The 17,164-nt window shown below is 63.8% G+C and carries 20 protein-coding genes and 1 tRNA gene; 16 read left to right on the top strand and 5 right to left on the bottom strand.

Annotated elements, in window-relative coordinates:
- Positions 1-36: 36 nt before the first annotated feature.
- The 9 genes from hisG to hisE all read left to right on the top strand — a co-directional run bounded on the left by hisG (position 37) and on the right by hisE (position 8,200).
- A complete protein-coding gene (gene hisG / locus ACTNBB_RS05720; RefSeq protein WP_441057399.1) occupies positions 37-1,752 on the top strand; it encodes an ATP phosphoribosyltransferase in 1,716 nt (571 codons plus the stop codon).
- A gap of 105 nt (positions 1,753-1,857) precedes the next feature.
- Entirely contained in the window at positions 1,858-3,294 is a 1,437-nt protein-coding gene (gene hisD, locus ACTNBB_RS05715) for a histidinol dehydrogenase (RefSeq protein ID WP_441057401.1), read from the top strand.
- Position 3,295: 1 nt separating this feature from the next.
- Positions 3,296-4,411 (top strand): histidinol-phosphate transaminase, encoded by a 1,116-nt coding sequence (hisC, locus tag ACTNBB_RS05710; protein WP_441057403.1) that lies wholly within the window; start codon positions 3,296-3,298, stop codon positions 4,409-4,411.
- Positions 4,412-4,999, top strand: a complete 588-nt coding sequence (gene hisB, locus ACTNBB_RS05705; RefSeq protein ID WP_427795451.1) for an imidazoleglycerol-phosphate dehydratase HisB — start codon at positions 4,412-4,414, stop codon at positions 4,997-4,999.
- A 137-nt stretch (positions 5,000-5,136) separates the two neighbouring features.
- Entirely contained in the window at positions 5,137-5,838 is a 702-nt protein-coding gene (locus ACTNBB_RS05700; protein ID WP_441057405.1) for an imidazole glycerol phosphate synthase subunit HisH, read from the top strand.
- The gene (locus tag ACTNBB_RS05695) at positions 5,835-6,578 is read left to right on the top strand and encodes a HisA/HisF-related TIM barrel protein (RefSeq protein WP_441057407.1); all 744 of its coding nucleotides are present in this window, start codon (positions 5,835-5,837) and stop codon (positions 6,576-6,578) included. Before ACTNBB_RS05700 ends, ACTNBB_RS05695 begins: the two co-directional genes overlap by 4 nt.
- Positions 6,579-6,581: 3 nt before the next feature.
- Complete coding sequence (gene hisF / locus ACTNBB_RS05690; RefSeq protein ID WP_441057409.1) at positions 6,582-7,364, top strand: imidazole glycerol phosphate synthase subunit HisF; 783 nt, start codon at positions 6,582-6,584, stop codon at positions 7,362-7,364.
- 142 nt (positions 7,365-7,506) lie between these two features.
- Positions 7,507-7,836, top strand: coding sequence for a phosphoribosyl-AMP cyclohydrolase (gene hisI / locus ACTNBB_RS05685; protein WP_154515095.1), 330 nt, complete (start codon positions 7,507-7,509; stop codon positions 7,834-7,836).
- Positions 7,837-7,882: 46 nt separating this feature from the next.
- Complete coding sequence (hisE, locus tag ACTNBB_RS05680) at positions 7,883-8,200, top strand: phosphoribosyl-ATP diphosphatase (RefSeq protein ID WP_006235893.1); 318 nt, start codon at positions 7,883-7,885, stop codon at positions 8,198-8,200.
- Between the two features lie 110 nt (positions 8,201-8,310).
- On the opposite strand, the gene ACTNBB_RS05675 is transcribed toward hisE, so the two are convergent.
- The gene (locus ACTNBB_RS05675; protein WP_441057411.1) at positions 8,311-9,222 is read right to left on the bottom strand and encodes a PHP domain-containing protein; all 912 of its coding nucleotides are present in this window, start codon (positions 9,220-9,222) and stop codon (positions 8,311-8,313) included.
- A 338-nt stretch (positions 9,223-9,560) separates the two neighbouring features.
- Here ACTNBB_RS05675 and larC point away from each other — a divergent pair, with 338 nt between their 5' ends.
- The 5 genes from larC to ACTNBB_RS05650 all read left to right on the top strand — a co-directional run bounded on the left by larC (position 9,561) and on the right by ACTNBB_RS05650 (position 13,468).
- Positions 9,561-10,046: a nickel insertion protein gene (larC, locus tag ACTNBB_RS05670; RefSeq protein WP_441054196.1), complete on the top strand. Its 486-nt coding sequence runs from the start codon at positions 9,561-9,563 to the stop codon at positions 10,044-10,046.
- A 59-nt stretch (positions 10,047-10,105) separates the two neighbouring features.
- A complete protein-coding gene (yfcE, locus tag ACTNBB_RS05665; RefSeq protein WP_441057413.1) occupies positions 10,106-10,654 on the top strand; it encodes a phosphodiesterase in 549 nt (182 codons plus the stop codon).
- A 2-nt stretch (positions 10,655-10,656) separates the two neighbouring features.
- Positions 10,657-11,517, top strand: a complete 861-nt coding sequence (gene mazG / locus ACTNBB_RS05660) for a nucleoside triphosphate pyrophosphohydrolase (RefSeq protein ID WP_441057415.1) — start codon at positions 10,657-10,659, stop codon at positions 11,515-11,517.
- Between the two features lie 168 nt (positions 11,518-11,685).
- A complete protein-coding gene (locus tag ACTNBB_RS05655; protein WP_427794224.1) occupies positions 11,686-12,447 on the top strand; it encodes a hypothetical protein in 762 nt (253 codons plus the stop codon).
- A 19-nt stretch (positions 12,448-12,466) separates the two neighbouring features.
- Complete coding sequence (locus tag ACTNBB_RS05650) at positions 12,467-13,468, top strand: Ppx/GppA phosphatase family protein (protein ID WP_427728497.1); 1,002 nt, start codon at positions 12,467-12,469, stop codon at positions 13,466-13,468.
- A gap of 152 nt (positions 13,469-13,620) precedes the next feature.
- Here the strand turns inward: ACTNBB_RS05650 and ACTNBB_RS05645 are convergent.
- A tRNA-Leu gene (locus tag ACTNBB_RS05645) sits at positions 13,621-13,705 on the bottom strand.
- A gap of 31 nt (positions 13,706-13,736) precedes the next feature.
- Positions 13,737-14,360 (bottom strand): hypothetical protein, encoded by a 624-nt coding sequence (locus ACTNBB_RS05640; RefSeq protein ID WP_427718884.1) that lies wholly within the window; start codon positions 14,358-14,360, stop codon positions 13,737-13,739.
- Between the two features lie 163 nt (positions 14,361-14,523).
- Here ACTNBB_RS05640 and ACTNBB_RS05635 point away from each other — a divergent pair, with 163 nt between their 5' ends.
- Positions 14,524-14,811, top strand: a complete 288-nt coding sequence (locus ACTNBB_RS05635) for a PTS sugar transporter subunit IIB (RefSeq protein WP_055252380.1) — start codon at positions 14,524-14,526, stop codon at positions 14,809-14,811.
- Between the two features lie 11 nt (positions 14,812-14,822).
- A complete protein-coding gene (locus ACTNBB_RS05630) occupies positions 14,823-15,197 on the top strand; it encodes a VOC family protein (RefSeq protein WP_441057417.1) in 375 nt (124 codons plus the stop codon).
- 292 nt (positions 15,198-15,489) lie between these two features.
- On the opposite strand, the gene ACTNBB_RS05625 is transcribed toward ACTNBB_RS05630, so the two are convergent.
- Together ACTNBB_RS05625 and ACTNBB_RS05620 are read right to left on the bottom strand one after the other, a co-directional pair.
- A complete protein-coding gene (locus ACTNBB_RS05625) occupies positions 15,490-16,785 on the bottom strand; it encodes a sensor histidine kinase (protein WP_441057419.1) in 1,296 nt (431 codons plus the stop codon).
- On the bottom strand, positions 16,769-17,164 hold a 396-nt coding region (locus tag ACTNBB_RS05620), incomplete at its 5' end, for a winged helix-turn-helix domain-containing protein (protein WP_441071044.1). The genes ACTNBB_RS05620 and ACTNBB_RS05625, both read right to left, overlap by 17 nt.

Below are 17,164 nucleotides of genomic sequence, written 5' to 3'. Positions count from 1 at the left end.
GTTCTATAAGAAACACAGCATGAGGAGGCTCACCAGATGACGGCCACACCGTGGGGATTCCGGGACATATTGCCCGAGGAGGCTCAGGCACGCGAGGAGATCGCGTATACGGTGAAGGGCTGCTTCAGGGAGCATCATTACCTTCCGGTCGAGACGCCGCTGCTCGAGGACAAGGGTTCGCTCGAGGAGGGCGGCCGCATTGCGGACACGCCGTTTAAGCTCTTTGATGACGACGGCCGCCTGCTGGTGGTCCGTCCCGACAACACGCTGCCGATCGTGCGCCTGGTTTCGACCCGCATGCGTGCGGCCGATCTGCCCCTGCGCCTTCGCTACGAGGCGCCGGTGGTTCGCGAGTGCCAGCGCAATGCCGGTGGCTCGCGTCAGTTTACGCAGCTGGGCTTTGAGCTTATCGGTGCGGGCGATACCGCGGGCGATGTAGAGATTGTTTCGCTGGTGGCCGAGGCCGTGCGTAAGCTGGCGCTTCCCGATGCTCGTATTATCGCAGGTAGCGTGCGTCCTTTTAAGGAGCTGCTCGCGGCGTGCGAGGATCGCGAGCTGGCAGCCGAGGCCCTGCGCTGCGTGCATGCCAACGACTTTGTGGGCCTCGATGCCCGCGTGGCTGCCAGCACCGAGTCTGATGCCGTCAAGGCCGCCATTAGCGAGCTGCCGCGCCTGCACGGTGGTGCCGAGGTGCTCGACCGCGTGGACGCGCTGCTGGAGGCCGCCGGTATCGCCGCGCCGCCGACACGCGAGCTGCGTGCCCTGGTCGAGGGTTTGGCTCCCGAGGACGCCCAGGTGCTGTCGTTCGATTTCTCCATTATGAACTCTTTCGATTACTACACGGGCCTGGTCTTTAAGGCCTATGCCGGCGGCTTGCCCGATCCGGTCGGTTCGGGCGGACGCTACGACTCCATCTTTACCGGTGCATTTGGCGACGGCATCGAGGTGCCGGCTGCGGGCTTCGCCTTTTCGCTCGAGCGCCTGGAGGCCGCGCGTGCCTCGGCAGAGGACACCGCTTCCGACGGCGATCACGCCGCGGGCCGTGGCGCCGAGGGTCCGCTGCGCATTGCCGTGCCCAAGGGCTCGCTTAAGGCAGACACGCTCGACGTGCTCGAGGCCGCGGGCCTGGACGTCTCTGAGTTGCGTGACCCCGGCCGTCACCTGATTGTGCGCGGTCGCGACACGCGTGCCGGTGAGGGCACGGTCGGCGATATCGAGTTTGTTATCGTGCGACCCAGCGATGCGCCCGCCTTTGTGGGCTGCGGTGGCGCCGATTGCGGCATCTGCGGCTGGGATTCGCTCATCGAGGCCGACCTCAACCTGCTGCAGCTGGTCGATTTGGGCTACGGCTTGTGCACCTTTATCGAGGCAGAGCCCGCGTGGCGCGCCGGCCAGGCCGAGCGCAACTATGCCCGCCGCGGTTCGCTTCGCGTGGCAACCAAGTACCCGCGCATCGCGAGTGCCTGGTATGCCGAGCGCGGCGTGAACGCCGATATCGTTTCGCTGCACGGCAACATCGAGCTGGGCCCCATCGTCGGCATGACCGACCGCATCGTGGATATTACCGCCACGGGTGCCACGCTGCGCGACAACGATTTGGTCATCACCGGCCGCATTATGGACTGCACGGCGCGCTTCTTCGTCAACCCGGGTGCCGCTCGCTTAGATCCGCGCGTACGCAATCTGGCAGATCGCTTGGCGGCGGCCGTTAAGGACAAGCATTTTGAGCCCGTTGCGGGCTCGGCACAATAGCGCGAGCACGCACGGGCGCCCCAACGTCTGGGCTGCGGGCCGATGGGCGCCGCCGCCCGGCCTCTCGTTTTTCGAACACAACCTCGACCGATAGGGGATACCGATATGAAGACTATCAAGCTTGCTCCCGGTGAGCGTCTCGTTACCAACCAGCTCAACCGTAAGGGCGTGCTGCCGCAAAACATCGTCGACGCCGCTCGCGATATTGTGGCCAACGTGCGCGCCAACGGCGATGCCGCGGTGCGCGATTACTGTCAGCGTTTTGACGGTGTAGAGCTGCAGAACTTTCGTCTGCCGCAAGAGCAGATCGATGCCGCGCTCGAAGGCCTCGACCCGGCCTTTGTCGCGGCGCTCGAGAAGGCTGCGCGCCAGATTCGCGAGTTCCACCAGCGCGAGGTCGAGCAGAGCTGGTTTACCACGCGTGCAGATGGCACCATGCTCGGCGTTAAGGTGACCCCGCTTGCGGCGGCCGGCATCTACGTGCCGGGCGGTCGCGCGCAGTATCCCTCCACGGTGCTCATGAATGCCATTCCCGCCAAAGTCGCCGGCGTCGAGCGCGTGGTCATGGTGACCCCGCCGCAAAAAGATGGCCTGATCAGCCCCTACACGCTCGCCGCGGCAAAGCTCGGCGGCGTGGACGAAATCTATATGGTGGGCGGCGCTCAGGCCGTAGCCGCGCTGGCATACGGTACCGAGACCATTCCGCGCGTCGACAAAATCACCGGTCCGGGCAACGCCTTTGTTGCCGCGGCCAAGCAGATTGTCTCGGGCGACGTGGGTATCGATATGGTCGCCGGTCCCTCCGAGGTCTGCGTGCTGGCAGATGCCACGGCCAAGCCCATGGTGGTCGCGGCCGACCTGATGGCCCAGGCCGAGCACGATCCGCTAGCAGCCTGCTATCTGGTGACCTGCGACGAGCAGTTTGCGCGCGAGGTCGAGGCGGGTATCGACATTTTGGTGGCACAGTCCCCGCGTGCCGAGATCACGCGCGCCTCGCTCGACAACGAGGGCACCATCGTGGTGGCCGCCGATATGGCTGCTGCCGTCGAGGCGGTGAACACCGTGGCGCCCGAACACCTGGAGCTGCACTGCAAGGATGCGATGGGCCTGCTCGGCGGCATTCGCAACGCCGGCGCCATCTTTGTGGGCGCTTGGAGCTCCGAGCCGCTTGGCGATTATGTTGCCGGCCCCAACCACACGCTGCCGACCGGCGGCACGGCCATGTTCTCCAACCCGCTTTCGGTCGAAGAATTCGTCAAGCGCTCGAGCGTCATTTGCTATACGCCCGAGGGCCTGCTCTCGGACGCTCCCGCGACGCAGCGCCTGGCCGAGGCTGAGGGCCTGTGGGCACACGCGCTTTCGGCCGCGCTGCGCCGCCGCGTGCTGGAGCAGGGCGAGGGTGCCGTGAGTGCTGAGTCTCTGGTCGCGGCCGACCTGACCAAGGTCGCCTGGCCGGGCGACGCCGTGGCGACGGTCACCGAGGGTGTGGACCTAGCGGCTGCAAGTGCGGATGGCGCTGGCGCGACCGGCGAGGAGGCCTAAAATGGCCGAACTTACGCCCCGCATGAAGGAGCTCGTCCAGCCCTACTTGGCTGGCGTTGAGCCCTACGATCCCAACTTTACGCCCACGCGCATCAACCTTTCGGCCAACGAGAACACCTATCCCGTGCCGGCCGGCGTGCGCGAGGCGGTTGACGCCGCCCTGGCTGCCACGCCGCTCAACCGCTACCCCGACCCCATGTCGAATGACCTGCGCGACGAGCTTGCCGCTTGGCATGGTGTGGCGCGCGAGAATATCTGCGTGGGCAACGGCGGCGACGAGCTGCTCTATAACTATCTGCTGGCGTTTGGCGGCGCGGGGCGGACCCTGCTCAACTGCCCGCCGTGTTTTAGCGAGTATGCGTTCTTTGCGTCGCTCTGCCAGACCGAGGTGCGCGACGTGTGGCGCGACCCGGCGACCTTTGAGCTCGACCAGGCTGCCGTGCTCGCGGCGGCGCCCGAGTGCAACTTGGCCATTGTGACCTCGCCCAATAACCCCACGGGTGACGTGGCACCGCTCGACTTTGTCGCGGCCCTGTGCGATGCGTGCCCCGGCATGGTGATGGTCGACGAGGCCTACGTTGAGTTCGCCGACGCTTCGTTTGGCGCGGCCACCACAGCGCAGGGACTTATCGCCGAGCATCCCAACTTGGTGATCCTGCATACGCTGTCCAAGGCGTTTGGCGCCGCCGGCACGCGTCTGGGCTATGTGATTGCGGCGCCCGAGGTCATCGACGTGTTCGCGGCGATTCGCCAGATCTATTCGGTCAACGTGCTGAGCCAGGCGGCGGCGCTTGCCTGCGTGCGCGCCCGCGATGCGTATGCGCCCGTGGTGGCACAGGTCGCATCCGAGCGCGAGCGCGAACTGTGTGCCCTGCGCGCAATGGCTGCCGGGGGTCTGCCCGTGGAGGCATGGCCGAGTGCGGCGAACTTTGTGCTCGTGCGCACGCCGCATGCTACGCGCGTGCGTGAGCGCCTGCGCGACGAGTATTCGATTTTGGTGCGCGACTTTAGCTACGTGCCGGGGCTTGCGGACTGTCTGCGCATTACCGTGGGCACCCCGCAGGAAAACGATGAGGTGCTGGCTGCGTTTGCCGCGCTGGTGAAGGAGGAGATGTAGATGAGCCGTTATGCCGAGGTGACCCGCAAGACGGGGGAGACCGACATTGTTGTCAAACTCGACCTGGACGGATGCGGCGTGTGCGATATCTCGACGGGCGTACCGTTTTTCGACCACATGCTCAACGCCTTTGGCCGCCATGGCCTGTTTGATTTGACGGTGCATGCAGTAGGCGACGTGGAGGTCGACGCGCACCATACCGTCGAGGACACGGGCATTGTGCTGGGTGAGGCGTTTTGCCAAGCGCTGGGCGACAAGGCGGGTATTACGCGCTTTGCAGACGCGGCGATTGCCATGGACGAGACGCTCGTGATGGCCGCCGTGGACATTTCGGGTCGAGGCCAGGCCTACTGCGAGCTGCCCGTGCCGACCGAACGTGTGGGCAGCTTCGATACCGAGCTGGCCGTCGAGTTCTTCTATGCCTTTGCGCGCGATGCCAAGCTCACGCTGCACGTGCGCGAGCTCGCAGGCGGCAACTCGCATCACATTATCGAGGCCGCCTTTAAGGCCGTGGGCCGCACGATGCGCCACGCCTGCGAGCTCGATCCCCGCGTGCAGGGCATCCCCAGCACCAAGGGCTCGCTGTAACCTGCCAAAAAGGGACAGGTTTATTTTGGCAGGTTTTATCTGCGGAAATGCTGTCTCATACGGTGGGTGAACGTTTAACCGACCAAAATAAACCTGTCCCTTTTTGGCAGGTTTTGAATGGGAAAAAGGAGGGTCGCGTGGGCGAACCGAAGATCGTGGTGGTCGACTACCACAAGGGCAACTTGTCGAGCGTCGTGCGCGGGCTTGTGCGCGCCGGTGCCGCCGCCTGCACGTCGGACGATCCGGAGCAGATCCGCCGCGCCGACGGCCTGGTCATCCCGGGCGTGGGTGCGTTCTATGACGCGATCGCCTTTATGCGCCAGAGCGGCGAGGCGGACGCGGTGCTCGACGCCGTTGCCGCCGGAACTCCGCTGCTCGGCATCTGCCTGGGCCTTCAGCTATTTTTTGAGCGCGGCAACGAGGGCGTGCCTGCGGACGAGGGCGCGGTCGCCGACGGCAGCGCCCCCGAGCAGGCTGGCGGTCCCTGGGTCGATGGCCTGGGCATTATGCGCGGTTCGTGCACGCGCTTGGAGTCGAGCCGCCTGAAGGTGCCGCACGTGGGCTGGGACCAGGTGCACATGACGCCCGCCGGTGCGGCCGATCCGCTGCTTGCCGGTTTTGCCGAGGGTGCCAACATGTACTTCACCCACAGCTACGCGGTGGCTGACGACGCCGATGCCGCCGATGTGCTGGCGCGCACACACTATACGCGGAGCTTCCCGTGCATCGTGCGCCATGGCGACGTGTGGGGCTGCCAGTTCCATCCCGAGAAATCCTCCGCGCTGGGTCAGCGCATCCTTAAGAACTTCGTCAGCATCGTCGAGGAGGTTGGCCGATGATCCTGTTTCCCGCAATCGATCTGATCGGCGGCAAGGTCGTGCGCCTGGAGCGCGGTGACCGCAGCCGCTGCAAGGTATATTCCGACGATCCCGTGGCCGTTGCCCGCACGTTTGCCGAACAGGGCGCGAGCTGGGTGCACGTCGTCGACCTGTCCGCTGCCTTTGGCGAGGACGAGGGCGCACGCGCTGCCAACTCGGCGGCGATTAAGGCCATCTGCGGCGTCGACGGTCTGTCCGTGGACGTGGGCGGCGGCGTCCGCTCGCTTGCGCGCATCGACGAGTTGGCAGGCTACGGCGCATGCCGTATCGCGCTGGGCACCGTGCTGGTGACCGAGCCGGGTTTTGCCGAAGTGGCAGCCCAAGGCTTTGGCGAGTTGCTGGTGGCAGACATCGCCGCGCGCGACGGTCAGGTCAAGGTGAACGGCTGGCGCGACAGCGCAGGTGTGGCGCTCGACGATACCGTGGTGCAGCTTTCCGAGCTGGGCTTTAAGCATCTGGTGTATACCGACATCGCGCGCGATGGCATGCAGACGGGTATCGATGTGGCGGCGTATCGCCATGTGGCCGAGGTCGCGGGCTTTCCCGTCGTGGCTTCGGGCGGCATCTCGACGCTCGACGACATCCACGCACTGGCCGCGGTGGGTGAGGGCGCGATTGAAGGCGCTATTACCGGCCGTGCGCTCTACGAGGGCAACTTTACGCTGGCCCAGGCGCTGGCCGCCGCCCGAGGGGAGGAATAGCCCATGCTTACCAAGCGCGTAATTCCCTGTCTGGACGTCAAGGACGGCCGCGTGGTCAAGGGAGTTAACTTTGTGAGCTTGCGCGATGCGGGCGATCCGGTAGAACTGGCCCGCGCCTACGACCGCGAGGGTGCGGACGAGGTCGTCTTCCTGGACATTACCGCGACGAGCGACAACCGCGCGACGACCATCGAGATGGCGGCACATGCGGCCGAGGAGCTCGCCATTCCCTATACCGTGGGCGGCGGCTTTCGCGACCTGGCGGGCATGCGCACCATGGTTGCCGCCGGTGCCGACAAGGTGTCGCTCAACTCGGCGGCCGTGCGCGATCCGTCGCTGATTAGCCAGGCTGCCGCGGCGTTTGGCAGCCAGGCCGTGGTCGTGGCGATCGATGCCAAGCGCGTCGGCTTGCCCGGCGCATCCGGTGCCGACAAGTGGGAGGTCTTTACCGCAGGAGGTCGCAACGCCACGGGCATCGACGCGGTGGCGTGGGCCGAGGAGGCGGCTCGTCGCGGCGCCGGCGAGATCTTGCTCACCAGCATGGACCGCGACGGCACCAAGGCCGGTTTTGATTTGGCGCTCACCCGCGCCGTGGCCCGCGCGGTGCCAATCCCCGTCATCGCGAGCGGCGGCGTGGGCACGCTCGAGCATTTTGCCGAGGGCGTGATCGAGGGCGAGGCCGACGCCGTGCTGGCGGCGAGCGTCTTTCACTTTGGAATCTTCAGCATTCGCCAGGTGAAGGAGTATATGGCCTCTCAAGGCATCCCTGTCAGGTTGGACTTCTAGCGCTGCGGCTTGCCCAGGCACCCGACCTTCCGGCTCCAACCCTCCTCGCGTACTTAAGTACGCGTCGTCGGGCTTGTCGCTCGGAATCTCGGGCACCTGGACAACCCTCGCCGACCTGCGAAGTTTGAGTTTGGGGAGAGAAATGGAAGAGATAACCGATCCTTCAAAGCTTGCGTACGACGCCCGCGGGCTGATTCCTTGTGTGGTTCAGCAGTATGACACCGGCGAGGTGCTCATGGTTGCCTGGATGAACGAGGAGTCGGTGGGGCTGACGCTCAAGACCGGCACCACGTGGTTTTGGAGCCGCAGTCGCCAGGAGCTCTGGAACAAGGGCGCGACGAGCGGCAACATGCAGGAGGTTCGCGAACTCTGGGCCGACTGCGATAGCGACACGCTGCTGGTCAAGGTTGACTCGCCGGGTCCGGCCTGCCATACCGGCAACCGTACCTGCTTCTTTAAGAAACTCGCGTAGGGCGGGCGCTCGACCAGGCGCTTGGCCGACCAGAAAGGATTGAACCATGGGTGTGCGTACCGCAAATGTTCAGGATGGAAATATCGGCGAGACGCTAACGGGGCTGGCCGAGGTGATTCACGGTCGTCGCGATGCGTCGCCGCAGGAAAGCTATACCGCTCGACTGCTGACCGATGTGGAGGATGAGCTGCTCAAGAAGCTTGCCGAGGAGGCGAGCGAGGTGATCATGGCCTGCAAGGATAACGACCATGATCACATTCGCTACGAGGCTGGCGACCTGGTCTACCACCTGCTCGTGACGCTTGAGCGCTACGGCATTACCCTCGACGAGCTGGCCGGCGAACTCAACGCCCGCCGCCACTAGTCGTTAAAGAACGTCCCCGATGACCATAGAAGTTGCGGTGGAATAGTTCTTGTTTGACGGTCTTAGGGCTATAAATAGGAGCTATTTCACCGCAACTTATGAAGGGATGGCTAGGCGAGGGGTGTGGACTCCCATTCGCCGGTGGGGTGGGGGATGTCGAAGGTTCGGTAGCCGCAGTCGTAGGCATGGGCTTGGGCCTCGCGGATATTCCAGCAAATATCACAGGCGCGGTGCGCATCCGAGCCAAAGGTAATGGGCGCCTCAGCATGGGCAAAGCAGCGCAAAAGGCCAGTCGCGGGATAGTAGTCGTCGAGCCCCTTGCGCGGTGCGGCGGTCGAGACCTCAACGCGGCGGCTCGTATCGTGCGCACACTCGGCCATCTGCCGCCAAAACGGTGCGGGGTCAAAATCGGGCGCAAAGCCTTCCTTCGAAAAGCGCATGACCAGGTCGGGGTGAGCCATCACATCAAAGTTGAGCGAGCTTTCGCAGGCGCGGCACCAGTCATCGACATAGCGCTCCCACACGCCGCGCACGCCCAGGTTTTCCCAAACGTGCAGGTTGGTGTCGTCGTCGATCCAGCCGCAGCGTGAGTCGGGCGTATCGGGGCGTGCGATGCCCTCTGTCCCCGTCGTGCCCGCAGCGCCTGCCATGATATTGCCCGGGTTACCAATCCAATGCACGCTGCCCAGGCGTACGACGGCGCCCCGGGACCAGCGCTCAACCAAAGGCTCGCAGCCTTCGTACCAATCGCACTCAAAGCCATAGACAAGCTCGAGCTCCGGCGCAATCTGCGCGGCAAGCTTGCGGGCATCCTCAAAAGCCAGACGATGCGCCGGCAGGTCGCCCTCGACAACCTGCACCTCGCAGGTGGCATCCATGCTGGCAGGCAGGGTGAGGTGATCGGCCGAGACCATGGTGCGGCAACCGGCCGCAGCAGCGGCGCGGACGTTGTCTTCAAACGAGGCGTGTCCGTCCGAAAACGAGGTGTGAGTATGGCAATCGACTAGCGGGCAAGCAGGCATGGCGGCTCCTTTACGTCAAGCGAATCTGCTCCATTGTAACGGCGCGGCCCCCAGTGCGATGTACGCGCCGGGGGTCGAAATCGACTGGAAAGGACGGGCGGCGCATAAGGGCGAGCTCGCGACATCGGCCTTGCTTCGAATCATGTACATCAGCCTCCAAAACCGACAAAAAATGACATGTTTGGAGGCTGATGTACATGTTTGGCCGAGGCGGTGGAGTGTCGGTTCTTGCAGACAAGGAAAATCGCGCTCATCGCGCGCCGCCACACTTGCGCCGCTCGCGATGTGCTAGCGTTTGGGTGAATAAAACGAGCCCGTGCGGAAAGGAGCCGGACCGTATGCAACGTGGAACTACATCTCCGCTGTCCCGCGAGACCGATGCGCCCGAAACCATCGTCAAGCTGGAGTGCGACATCGACGACGCGTCGCCCGAGGTGCTCGCCTACGCCGCCGACCGCCTGCGCGAGGCCGGCGCGCGCGAGGTGCACTGGCTGCCCCTCTATTGCAAGAAAGGCCGCCCTGGCTGGCAGTTGCAGGTAATCTGCACCCACGAGGATATCGAGCGCCTGCAGACGATCATCTTTTTGGAAACCACGACCAATGGCATCCGCCGCCAGGTTATGGAGCGCGTTTGCCTGCCGCGCTACTTTGAGCGCGTAACGACGCCGTGGGGCGAGGTGTCCGTCAAGGTGGCCACCTTGCCCGACGGCAGTGAGCGCGCGGCGCCCGAGTACGAAGACTGCGCCCGCCTTGCCCGTGAGCACAATGTGCCGCTCCAACGCGTGATGCAGGCGGCCCAGAGCGCGGCACTGCGATTTGAATAACGCGGCTGGTGGCGACATTCCGCGCTCGGCCACGTCAACCCCACCCCGAAAGGACCTCCATGAAATACCTCATCGCTTCTGACATCCACGGCTCGGCATATTGGACCGAGCGTCTCTGCGCCGCCATCGAAGCCGAGCAGCCCGACCGCATCGTCCTGCTGGGCGACCTGCTTTATCACGGTCCGCGCAACGACCTGCCGCGCGACTACGCTCCCAAGCGCGTGATCCCGCTGCTCAACGCCCTGGCCGACCGCATTATCGCGGTGCGCGGCAACTGCGACGCCGAGGTTGACCAGATGGTTCTCGACTTTCCCGTCATGGCCGACTACGCCACACTGTTCGACGAGGTCGGCCGCGAGCTGTTCCTGACGCACGGCCACGTCTTTGGCGCCGGCATGCACAACAGCGTCGATCACGTGCCCGTGCTGCCCGAGGGCTCCGCGCTCGTCTACGGTCACACGCACGTCAAGGTCAACGAGGAAAGCACCGCACACCCGGGTCTGTGGCTCTTCAATCCCGGCAGCGCGAGCATCCCCAAGGACGGCACGCACAGCTATGGTATCTACGAGGGCGGCGCGTTCCGCCATGTGATCATGGAGGAGGACTAACCATGGCCGAGCACATGGCTCAGCAAAATGCCGAAGGTTCGCGCGACCTGTCCACGCTGGTCGATGCATCGGCCGAGTTACAACATCTGGTACAGACTATCTGGCGCCTGCGCCAGCCCGACGGCTGCCCGTGGGACCGCGAGCAGACGCACCAGAGCATTGGCAAGAACATGATCGAGGAGGCCTACGAGGCGCTCGACTGCATTGAGGCGGATGACGCGGCCCATCTTCGCGAGGAGCTGGGCGATGTACTCATGCAAGTCGTGCTGCATGCGCAGATCGCGGCGGACGCCGGCGAGTTTACGCTGGCCGACGTGGCGCGCGATATCGACGCCAAGCTCATTCGCCGCCATCCGCACGTGTTTGGCGATGTGGATGCCGACAACTCCGATGAGGTGCTCAAGATTTGGGACGAGGTCAAACTTGCCGAGAAGGCCGCCAAGGACCAGGCCGTGGCGGCGGGCGATGCTGCGCCCGAGGGCCTGCTCGACGGCGTGCCCACGCATCTGCCGGCGCTGATGCAGGCTCAGAAGGTGTCGCGCAAGGCGGCTGCCGTGGGCTTTGAGTGGGATACGGTCCAGGACGTGTGGGACGAGGTCACCGAGGAACGTGCCGAGTTTGAGGCCGAGGAACCCGGCTCGCCCGAGCGCGAGATGGAGTTTGGCGACCTGCTCTTTGCCCTGGTCAACGTTGCGCGCAAGGAGGGCATCGACGCCGAGAGCGCCCTTCGTGCCAGCACGGCCAAGTTCCGCCGCCGTTGGGCCGCAATGGAGCAGATGGCGGCCGATGCCCATGTTGATCTTGCCGAGCTTTCGACCCACGGGCTCAACGACCTGTGGGATGCCGCAAAGGCAGAGGAGTAGGACACGGTGTTGGTCGGCGGGGCGTAAGGGCGGCGTCCCGTCGACTTGCCCGTTGGCGACCACGCGCGCTCGAGTAATGGATTTGTCCTACGGCTCGTCCGGCTGGTCCGCCCGCGTGCTATAACTAAAGGACTTAGCGCAAACAAACCTCAACCGCACAAGGCGCACATGGATCAGATTTACGACAACAGGCACTATTCCGCCGGTTCGCGCGAACCGTCACCTCGCCGTGCGCATTCGGTGCAGCTTGGCGGGTCTGGTTATGCTGGCGCTGATCGCTCCAGGTATAGCTCGCCGGCGACTTCGCATCCCAATGCTCAGCCAAATAGTTCCTCGGACAGTCCGGTGCGCCCATCGCGTTCCAAGCATGCGTCGCGCCCTTCGACCCAGGCGTCCGACAAGCCGCGCCGTCCCTCAAGCCGTCTTTCGGGCTCGGACTTTATGCACTACGCCAACGATAACGCGGTGGTCAAGGCAATCTATGATTTTACCCACGGTCCCCAGCGAGGGCTGTTTGTTGGCATTGTCGTCGCCCTGGCGCTCGTGAGCCTGTACTTCCCGGTGCGCGACCTGTATGTGGCAAAACGCTCGAGCGACATCTTGGCCAAGCAGGTCGAGATTCGCGAGCAATATAATGACGACCTGCAAAAAAGCGTCGACAAACTGCTCTCGGAGGAGGGCATTAAGGACGCGGCGACCGAGGACCTGGGTCTGGTGATGCCCGGCGAGAAGAGGATTGAAGTGCAGGGCCTGGACGACGATTCCGATGCCTCGTCGAGCCAGAAGTCGTCGAACGCCAAGAAGGCCAGCGAAGTTGCCAAGGAAATCGAAGAGGTCGGCAAGGACGCGCCGTGGTACATCCAGACGCTCGACATGCTGTTTGGTTTTAACGGCGTCGAGGGCCAGACAGTCGTGTCCAATGGCGAGTAGCGCCCGGAGGGGGGCCGCAATGACGAATTGCAAACGATATAAGGTGGCGGCGATTGACCTGGGAACGGTGTCGTCGCGACTGGTGCTGGCCCAGGTCGAGGACGGGGCGATCGTGGAATCGTCCAAGCATACCGAGATTACCGACTTGGGCGAGGGCGTGGACGCAACGGGGCGCTTTTGCGAGGCGGCCGTTGGGCGCGTGCTCGCTGCGTGCCGAATGTTTGTGGACGAGGCCCGTGCCTTTGGGGCCGCGTGCATCTGCACCACGTGCACGAGCGCCGCGCGCGATGCGTCCAATGCCGCGCTGCTGCTGGACGGCCTGCGCGAGCTGGGGCTCGAGCCGCAGGTGATTCCGGGCGAGGTCGAGGCGCGCCTGACGTTTTTTGGCGTGGCGCACGACTTTGCCGGCGAGCGCATCATTGTTGCCGATTCGGGTGGCGGATCCACGGAGCTCGCGACGGGCGTCTATGCGCCGGAGCGTGGGGTCTTTGCGCTGGAGGGAACGCGCTCGCTGGACATCGGCTGTCGCCGCGTGACGGAGCGGTTTTTCTCGGCGCTGCCGCCAACGGGCAGCGAGCTTGCCGCCGCTGGCGCGTGGGCAAACGAGCAGTTTGCAGGCTACTTTAAGAGCTTGCCTGTCGACTTTGAGCGAGCCGAGCGCCTGGTCGCGGTGGGTGGCACCGTCACCACGCTCGTTGCGCTCGTTCACGAGCTGGAGCCGTATGATTCGAGTTTTGTGCACCTGCGCGAGCTTTCGTTGGACCAGGTTTCGGCCGCTATCGAGCGCATGTCCTCGCTGGATGTCGCGGGCATCGCCGCGTTGCCAGGCGTGCAACCCAAGCGTGCGGGCGTGATCCTGGCTGGTGCTGTGGTGATTCGCGAGCTCATGCGAGCCGGCGGCTACGACGCGCTCACTGTAAGCGAGAACAGCCTGCTCGCCGGAATGGCCGCCACCATCAACGAGGTTCTCGACGGCGCGACCCCCACCATCGCCTGGACCCCCAGCCTCAGCGTCCTTTAACCATCCCCTCATAAGTTGCGGTGAAATAGTTCCTAAATGGGCTGATAAACTGCCAAAACAGGAACTATTCCACCGCAACTTCTTAGAGGCTTGACGGTGTCCAAAAGAAGCGAGCCCGCATTCCAAAGGGACACGGGCTCGTAAACAATACGTGGTAGGGGCGGTGGGACTCGAACCCACAATCCTTGCGGCGAGAGATTTTAAGTCTCCTGCGTATGCCAATTCCGCCACGCCCCCGTAAGACTAGAAGTCTAGCACAAGCCGTCCGTTACGCGTTGACGGCCATCGAGTGTTGGCCCGACTTCTCGAGGAACTCTTGGAACTTTGCCTCGTCGCCCTTGTTTTGGTACTGCAGGGCCAGCAGGTACTCCAGTCGGCAGCGCTTGACCGGGTCGTTGCCGACATCCTCGAGCATGCGCTCCAGCTCGGGAATATCGTTGTGGCGCTTGAGGATCATCGTGTCGTACATCAGCTGGCATTCGTGCGCGACTGCCTCGGCTTGGCCACCCTCAAAGCCCTTGATCTCGTGCAGCAGCTCCTTGGACTTTTTGCGGTCCTCCTGGCCAACGTAGTAGTTAAAGGCCTTGATCACCAGATCGACGCGCTGCATCTTGGGCAGGTTGAGCCCCAGCAGCAGGTCAAACATCTCGTCGGCGCGCTCGTGGTCCTCGCGCAGCAGATAGGAGTTCAGGCGCAGGTAGTCGCGGTTGTAGCGCGGGTACAGCATGCTGGTGAGTTTGCCGTCGAGCAAACGATCGAACTCGTCCCACTGTTTGGCGGCCATGAGCCGCTGCAGGCGTTTAAACGTGGTGCGTTTTTTGATGCTAAAGAGCAGCGACACGGCGATACAGATGACAACGACGACGGTCCAGAGTGTGCGGGAATCGGGCATATTGAGCTCCTCGGTCGCTCGTAAAACAAGCGGTATGACAAAACGTACTAGATGTATTATACGCAGCGTGCAAGCAAACTGGCACAAAAGTGCATCGAGGCCGAGCGCCATCGCTCGCTGCGGTACACTTACCTAAAGTAAACCATGAAGGGAGACATTACCTATGAAGAAGATCGTTTTGGCTTGCGGTGCTGGCGCTGCTACTTCCACGCTCGTTGCCCAGAAGGTCGCCACCATGCTCGACGCCAACGGTTACGCCGGCAAGTATGAGATCGTGCAGTGCGCCATTTCCGAGGCCAAGGACGCTTGCGACGAGGGCGCCGACCTGCTGATCGCCACCACCGTTGCCCCCGAGGGCCTCACCTGCCCGTACGTGAGCGGCGTGCCCTTTATGACCGGCATGAACCGCGTCGCTGCCGAGAAGGCCGTTCTCGACGTCATGGCTCAGTAGGCGCTGCCTGTATGAACGAGCAGAACGCCAACCCGGTCGAGCTCTTTGGCATGCGCGTTGCCCATGTGGGCATTAACGCCACCGACCCGGCAGACGCCCTGGAGATCGCGGAGCTGTTCTCGACGATGATGGGCCTGCCCGTCAGCGAGACCCCGATTTCGTACTTTAACGACTCGCTGGTCGAGATCATGAAGCAGAACGGTCGTGGCGCCAAGGGCCACATAGGCTTTGCCGTCAACGACATCGATGCTGCCGAGAAGTGGTTTGCCGAGCACGGGCTCGAGGTCAACGAGGGGTCGCGCGTGCTGCTGCCCGACGGCGGCACCAAGCTTGTGTACTTTAAGCGCGAGTTCGCCGGCTTCGCCGTGCACCTGTGTCGCGAGTAGCGCACAAGCTGCTATAACGAAAAAAGGGATAGGGCCGCATGGCCCTATCCCTTTTTTGCCGAGGGGGCGACCTTTTGAGGGGACATGAAATCGGGGTCTAATACTTTTCCCGAGAAGTGAACGAGCAGAATTGGACCCCCGAAGCATCGACACTTTGAGGGTACCGTTTCCTGCGGTTTTGATGCTGGAATCCTGCGATTATCCCGTCGAAAAATGTGGATGCTTCAGGGGTCGAAATACGCTCGTTCACTTCTCTGGAAAAGTATTAGACCTCGATTCACGAGGGGGCTTCCTACCGTGGCAGGCGAATCGTAAAGCGGCTACCGACGCCCTCGACCGAGGTCACGCCAATGGCGCCGCCATGGCTATCGACAATCCACTTAGCAATGGCAAGCCCCAGGCCCGAGCCCTGCGCGCCGGCATCGCGTGCGTTGTCGGCGCGGTAGAACCGTTCAAACGCGTGAGCTGCGGACTCCTGGTTCATACCGATACCCTCGTCCTCAACACTTATGTCGATCGCGCCCGTGCCCGTATCGGGAGTTATGGCAAACGTGACGGTCGTTCCCGCGTTCGAATACTTGGCGGCGTTCTGCACGATCACGCGCAGAGCCTGCTTCACAAGCGCCACGTCGACAGGTGCGTCGCAGCGCGGATCGCTGGCAAATGCAGCGTCAAAAGCCAGCCGATACGTGTGCGCGGCGTCGATCATCTGCGATTCCTCGCACACCTCGCCGGCCAGTGCGGCCAGGTTGGTATGCGCACGCCGCAGGACCGTGCGCCCGGCATCGCCGCGTGCCAAAAACAGCAGCTGCTCCACGAGCTCCTGCATATGCTCGCTTTCGGCCTTGAGGGACGCGATGGATTCCGCCAGCACGTCCGGGTCGTCTTTGCCCCAGCGGTCGAGCATGTTTACGTAGCCCTGAATCACCGCGATGGGCGTGCGCAGCTCGTGGCTTGCATCGTTGACAAAGCGCATCTGCTGCAGCTTGGCCTCTTGCATCTGGCGCAGTAGCCGGTTGAGCGCGACCTCGATGCTTGCCAGGTCGGCGTCGCCGGTGGTGACGCTTGGCGAGTCGACACTCGCGCGCTCGATGGCCTGCTCCAGTGTTTCCATCTTGCCGCCGGAGAGTTGCGTGCGGCCGAGTTCGTCCACGCGCAGGGCCAAGTCGTTGAGCGGTGCCATGGTGCGACGCACGTGCCTCGCGCCGCCGAGCATGTTGAGCACGCTGATGACCTGCCAACCCATAACGACAAAGTAGAGAGGCCATAGCGCGACGAGGTCCTGCGCGAGGGGGAAGGTCTTGGTGGTACGCGCAAGTTCGACGGTATAGGTGAGCGTTGTCAGGTCCCAGTCGCGCGCGGGCTTCAGCGACATGCCGTGAACGGCGGCGCTGGGGATCCATCCTGCGGTAAACGCGCCTTCGGGTAGCGTCTGGTTGTATCCATAGACGAGGATCGCCGCCGCAATCACCATGAGCAGCAGATCGAGCCAGACATAGCTCATCAGGCGGCGCCATATATAGCTCCAGTTGATGGCGCGGGCGATGGAGGTGACACGCTTGGCCTCGGCGTTACGCACGGCAGACATAGCCCACCCCGCGCACGGTCTGGATGATGCGGGCGCCGCCGGCGTCCTCGATCTTGGCACGCAGGTGCGCGATGTGCACGTCGACGTTGTTGGTGTCGCCCACGTATTCGTAGCCCAGCGCCTCGTGCGCGATGCGCTCGCGTGTGAGCACGGTTTCGGCATGTGCCATAAGCAGGGCGAGAACGTCGAACTCGCGGGCCGTGAGCGCGATGGGCGAGCCGCCGACCGTGACTTCGCGGCGGTCGGGGTCGAGCACGACCGAGCCCACGGTGAGCGCGGCGGGGGAGGGCGCGACGGAAGCCTTGGTCGACCTGCTGACCGGGGGCACCGCCGCGGCGTCGCCGCCCGCGCCGCCCGCGCCGCCCGCCATGCCCGCCCC

This window comes from Collinsella sp. HCP28S3_B9 (assembly GCF_052066095.1).
Lineage (GTDB): Bacteria > Actinomycetota > Coriobacteriia > Coriobacteriales > Coriobacteriaceae > Collinsella.
Note: the sequence above shows the minus strand (reverse complement) of the source record. Positions and strands in the feature narration are given on the sequence as shown.

What these genes read in the sequence shown, in the direction of transcription:
- hisG (WP_441057399.1), top strand. Translation starts at nt 37, where the DNA reads ATGACGGCCACACCGTGGGGATTCCGGGACATATTGCCCGAGGAGGCT.
- hisD (WP_441057401.1), top strand. Translation starts at nt 1,858, where the DNA reads ATGAAGACTATCAAGCTTGCTCCCGGTGAGCGTCTCGTTACCAACCAG.
- hisC (WP_441057403.1), top strand. Translation starts at nt 3,296, where the DNA reads ATGGCCGAACTTACGCCCCGCATGAAGGAGCTCGTCCAGCCCTACTTG.
- hisB (WP_427795451.1), top strand. Translation starts at nt 4,412, where the DNA reads ATGAGCCGTTATGCCGAGGTGACCCGCAAGACGGGGGAGACCGACATT.
- ACTNBB_RS05695 (WP_441057407.1), top strand. Translation starts at nt 5,835, where the DNA reads ATGATCCTGTTTCCCGCAATCGATCTGATCGGCGGCAAGGTCGTGCGC.
- hisF (WP_441057409.1), top strand. Translation starts at nt 6,582, where the DNA reads ATGCTTACCAAGCGCGTAATTCCCTGTCTGGACGTCAAGGACGGCCGC.
- hisI (WP_154515095.1), top strand. Translation starts at nt 7,507, where the DNA reads ATGGAAGAGATAACCGATCCTTCAAAGCTTGCGTACGACGCCCGCGGG.
- hisE (WP_006235893.1), top strand. Translation starts at nt 7,883, where the DNA reads ATGGGTGTGCGTACCGCAAATGTTCAGGATGGAAATATCGGCGAGACG.
- ACTNBB_RS05675 (WP_441057411.1), bottom strand. Translation starts at nt 9,222, where the DNA reads ATGCCTGCTTGCCCGCTAGTCGATTGCCATACTCACACCTCGTTTTCG.
- larC (WP_441054196.1), top strand. Translation starts at nt 9,561, where the DNA reads ATGCAACGTGGAACTACATCTCCGCTGTCCCGCGAGACCGATGCGCCC.
- yfcE (WP_441057413.1), top strand. Translation starts at nt 10,106, where the DNA reads ATGAAATACCTCATCGCTTCTGACATCCACGGCTCGGCATATTGGACC.
- mazG (WP_441057415.1), top strand. Translation starts at nt 10,657, where the DNA reads ATGGCCGAGCACATGGCTCAGCAAAATGCCGAAGGTTCGCGCGACCTG.
- ACTNBB_RS05655 (WP_427794224.1), top strand. Translation starts at nt 11,686, where the DNA reads ATGGATCAGATTTACGACAACAGGCACTATTCCGCCGGTTCGCGCGAA.
- ACTNBB_RS05650 (WP_427728497.1), top strand. Translation starts at nt 12,467, where the DNA reads ATGACGAATTGCAAACGATATAAGGTGGCGGCGATTGACCTGGGAACG.
- ACTNBB_RS05640 (WP_427718884.1), bottom strand. Translation starts at nt 14,360, where the DNA reads ATGCCCGATTCCCGCACACTCTGGACCGTCGTCGTTGTCATCTGTATC.
- ACTNBB_RS05635 (WP_055252380.1), top strand. Translation starts at nt 14,524, where the DNA reads ATGAAGAAGATCGTTTTGGCTTGCGGTGCTGGCGCTGCTACTTCCACG.
- ACTNBB_RS05630 (WP_441057417.1), top strand. Translation starts at nt 14,823, where the DNA reads ATGAACGAGCAGAACGCCAACCCGGTCGAGCTCTTTGGCATGCGCGTT.
- ACTNBB_RS05625 (WP_441057419.1), bottom strand. Translation starts at nt 16,785, where the DNA reads ATGTCTGCCGTGCGTAACGCCGAGGCCAAGCGTGTCACCTCCATCGCC.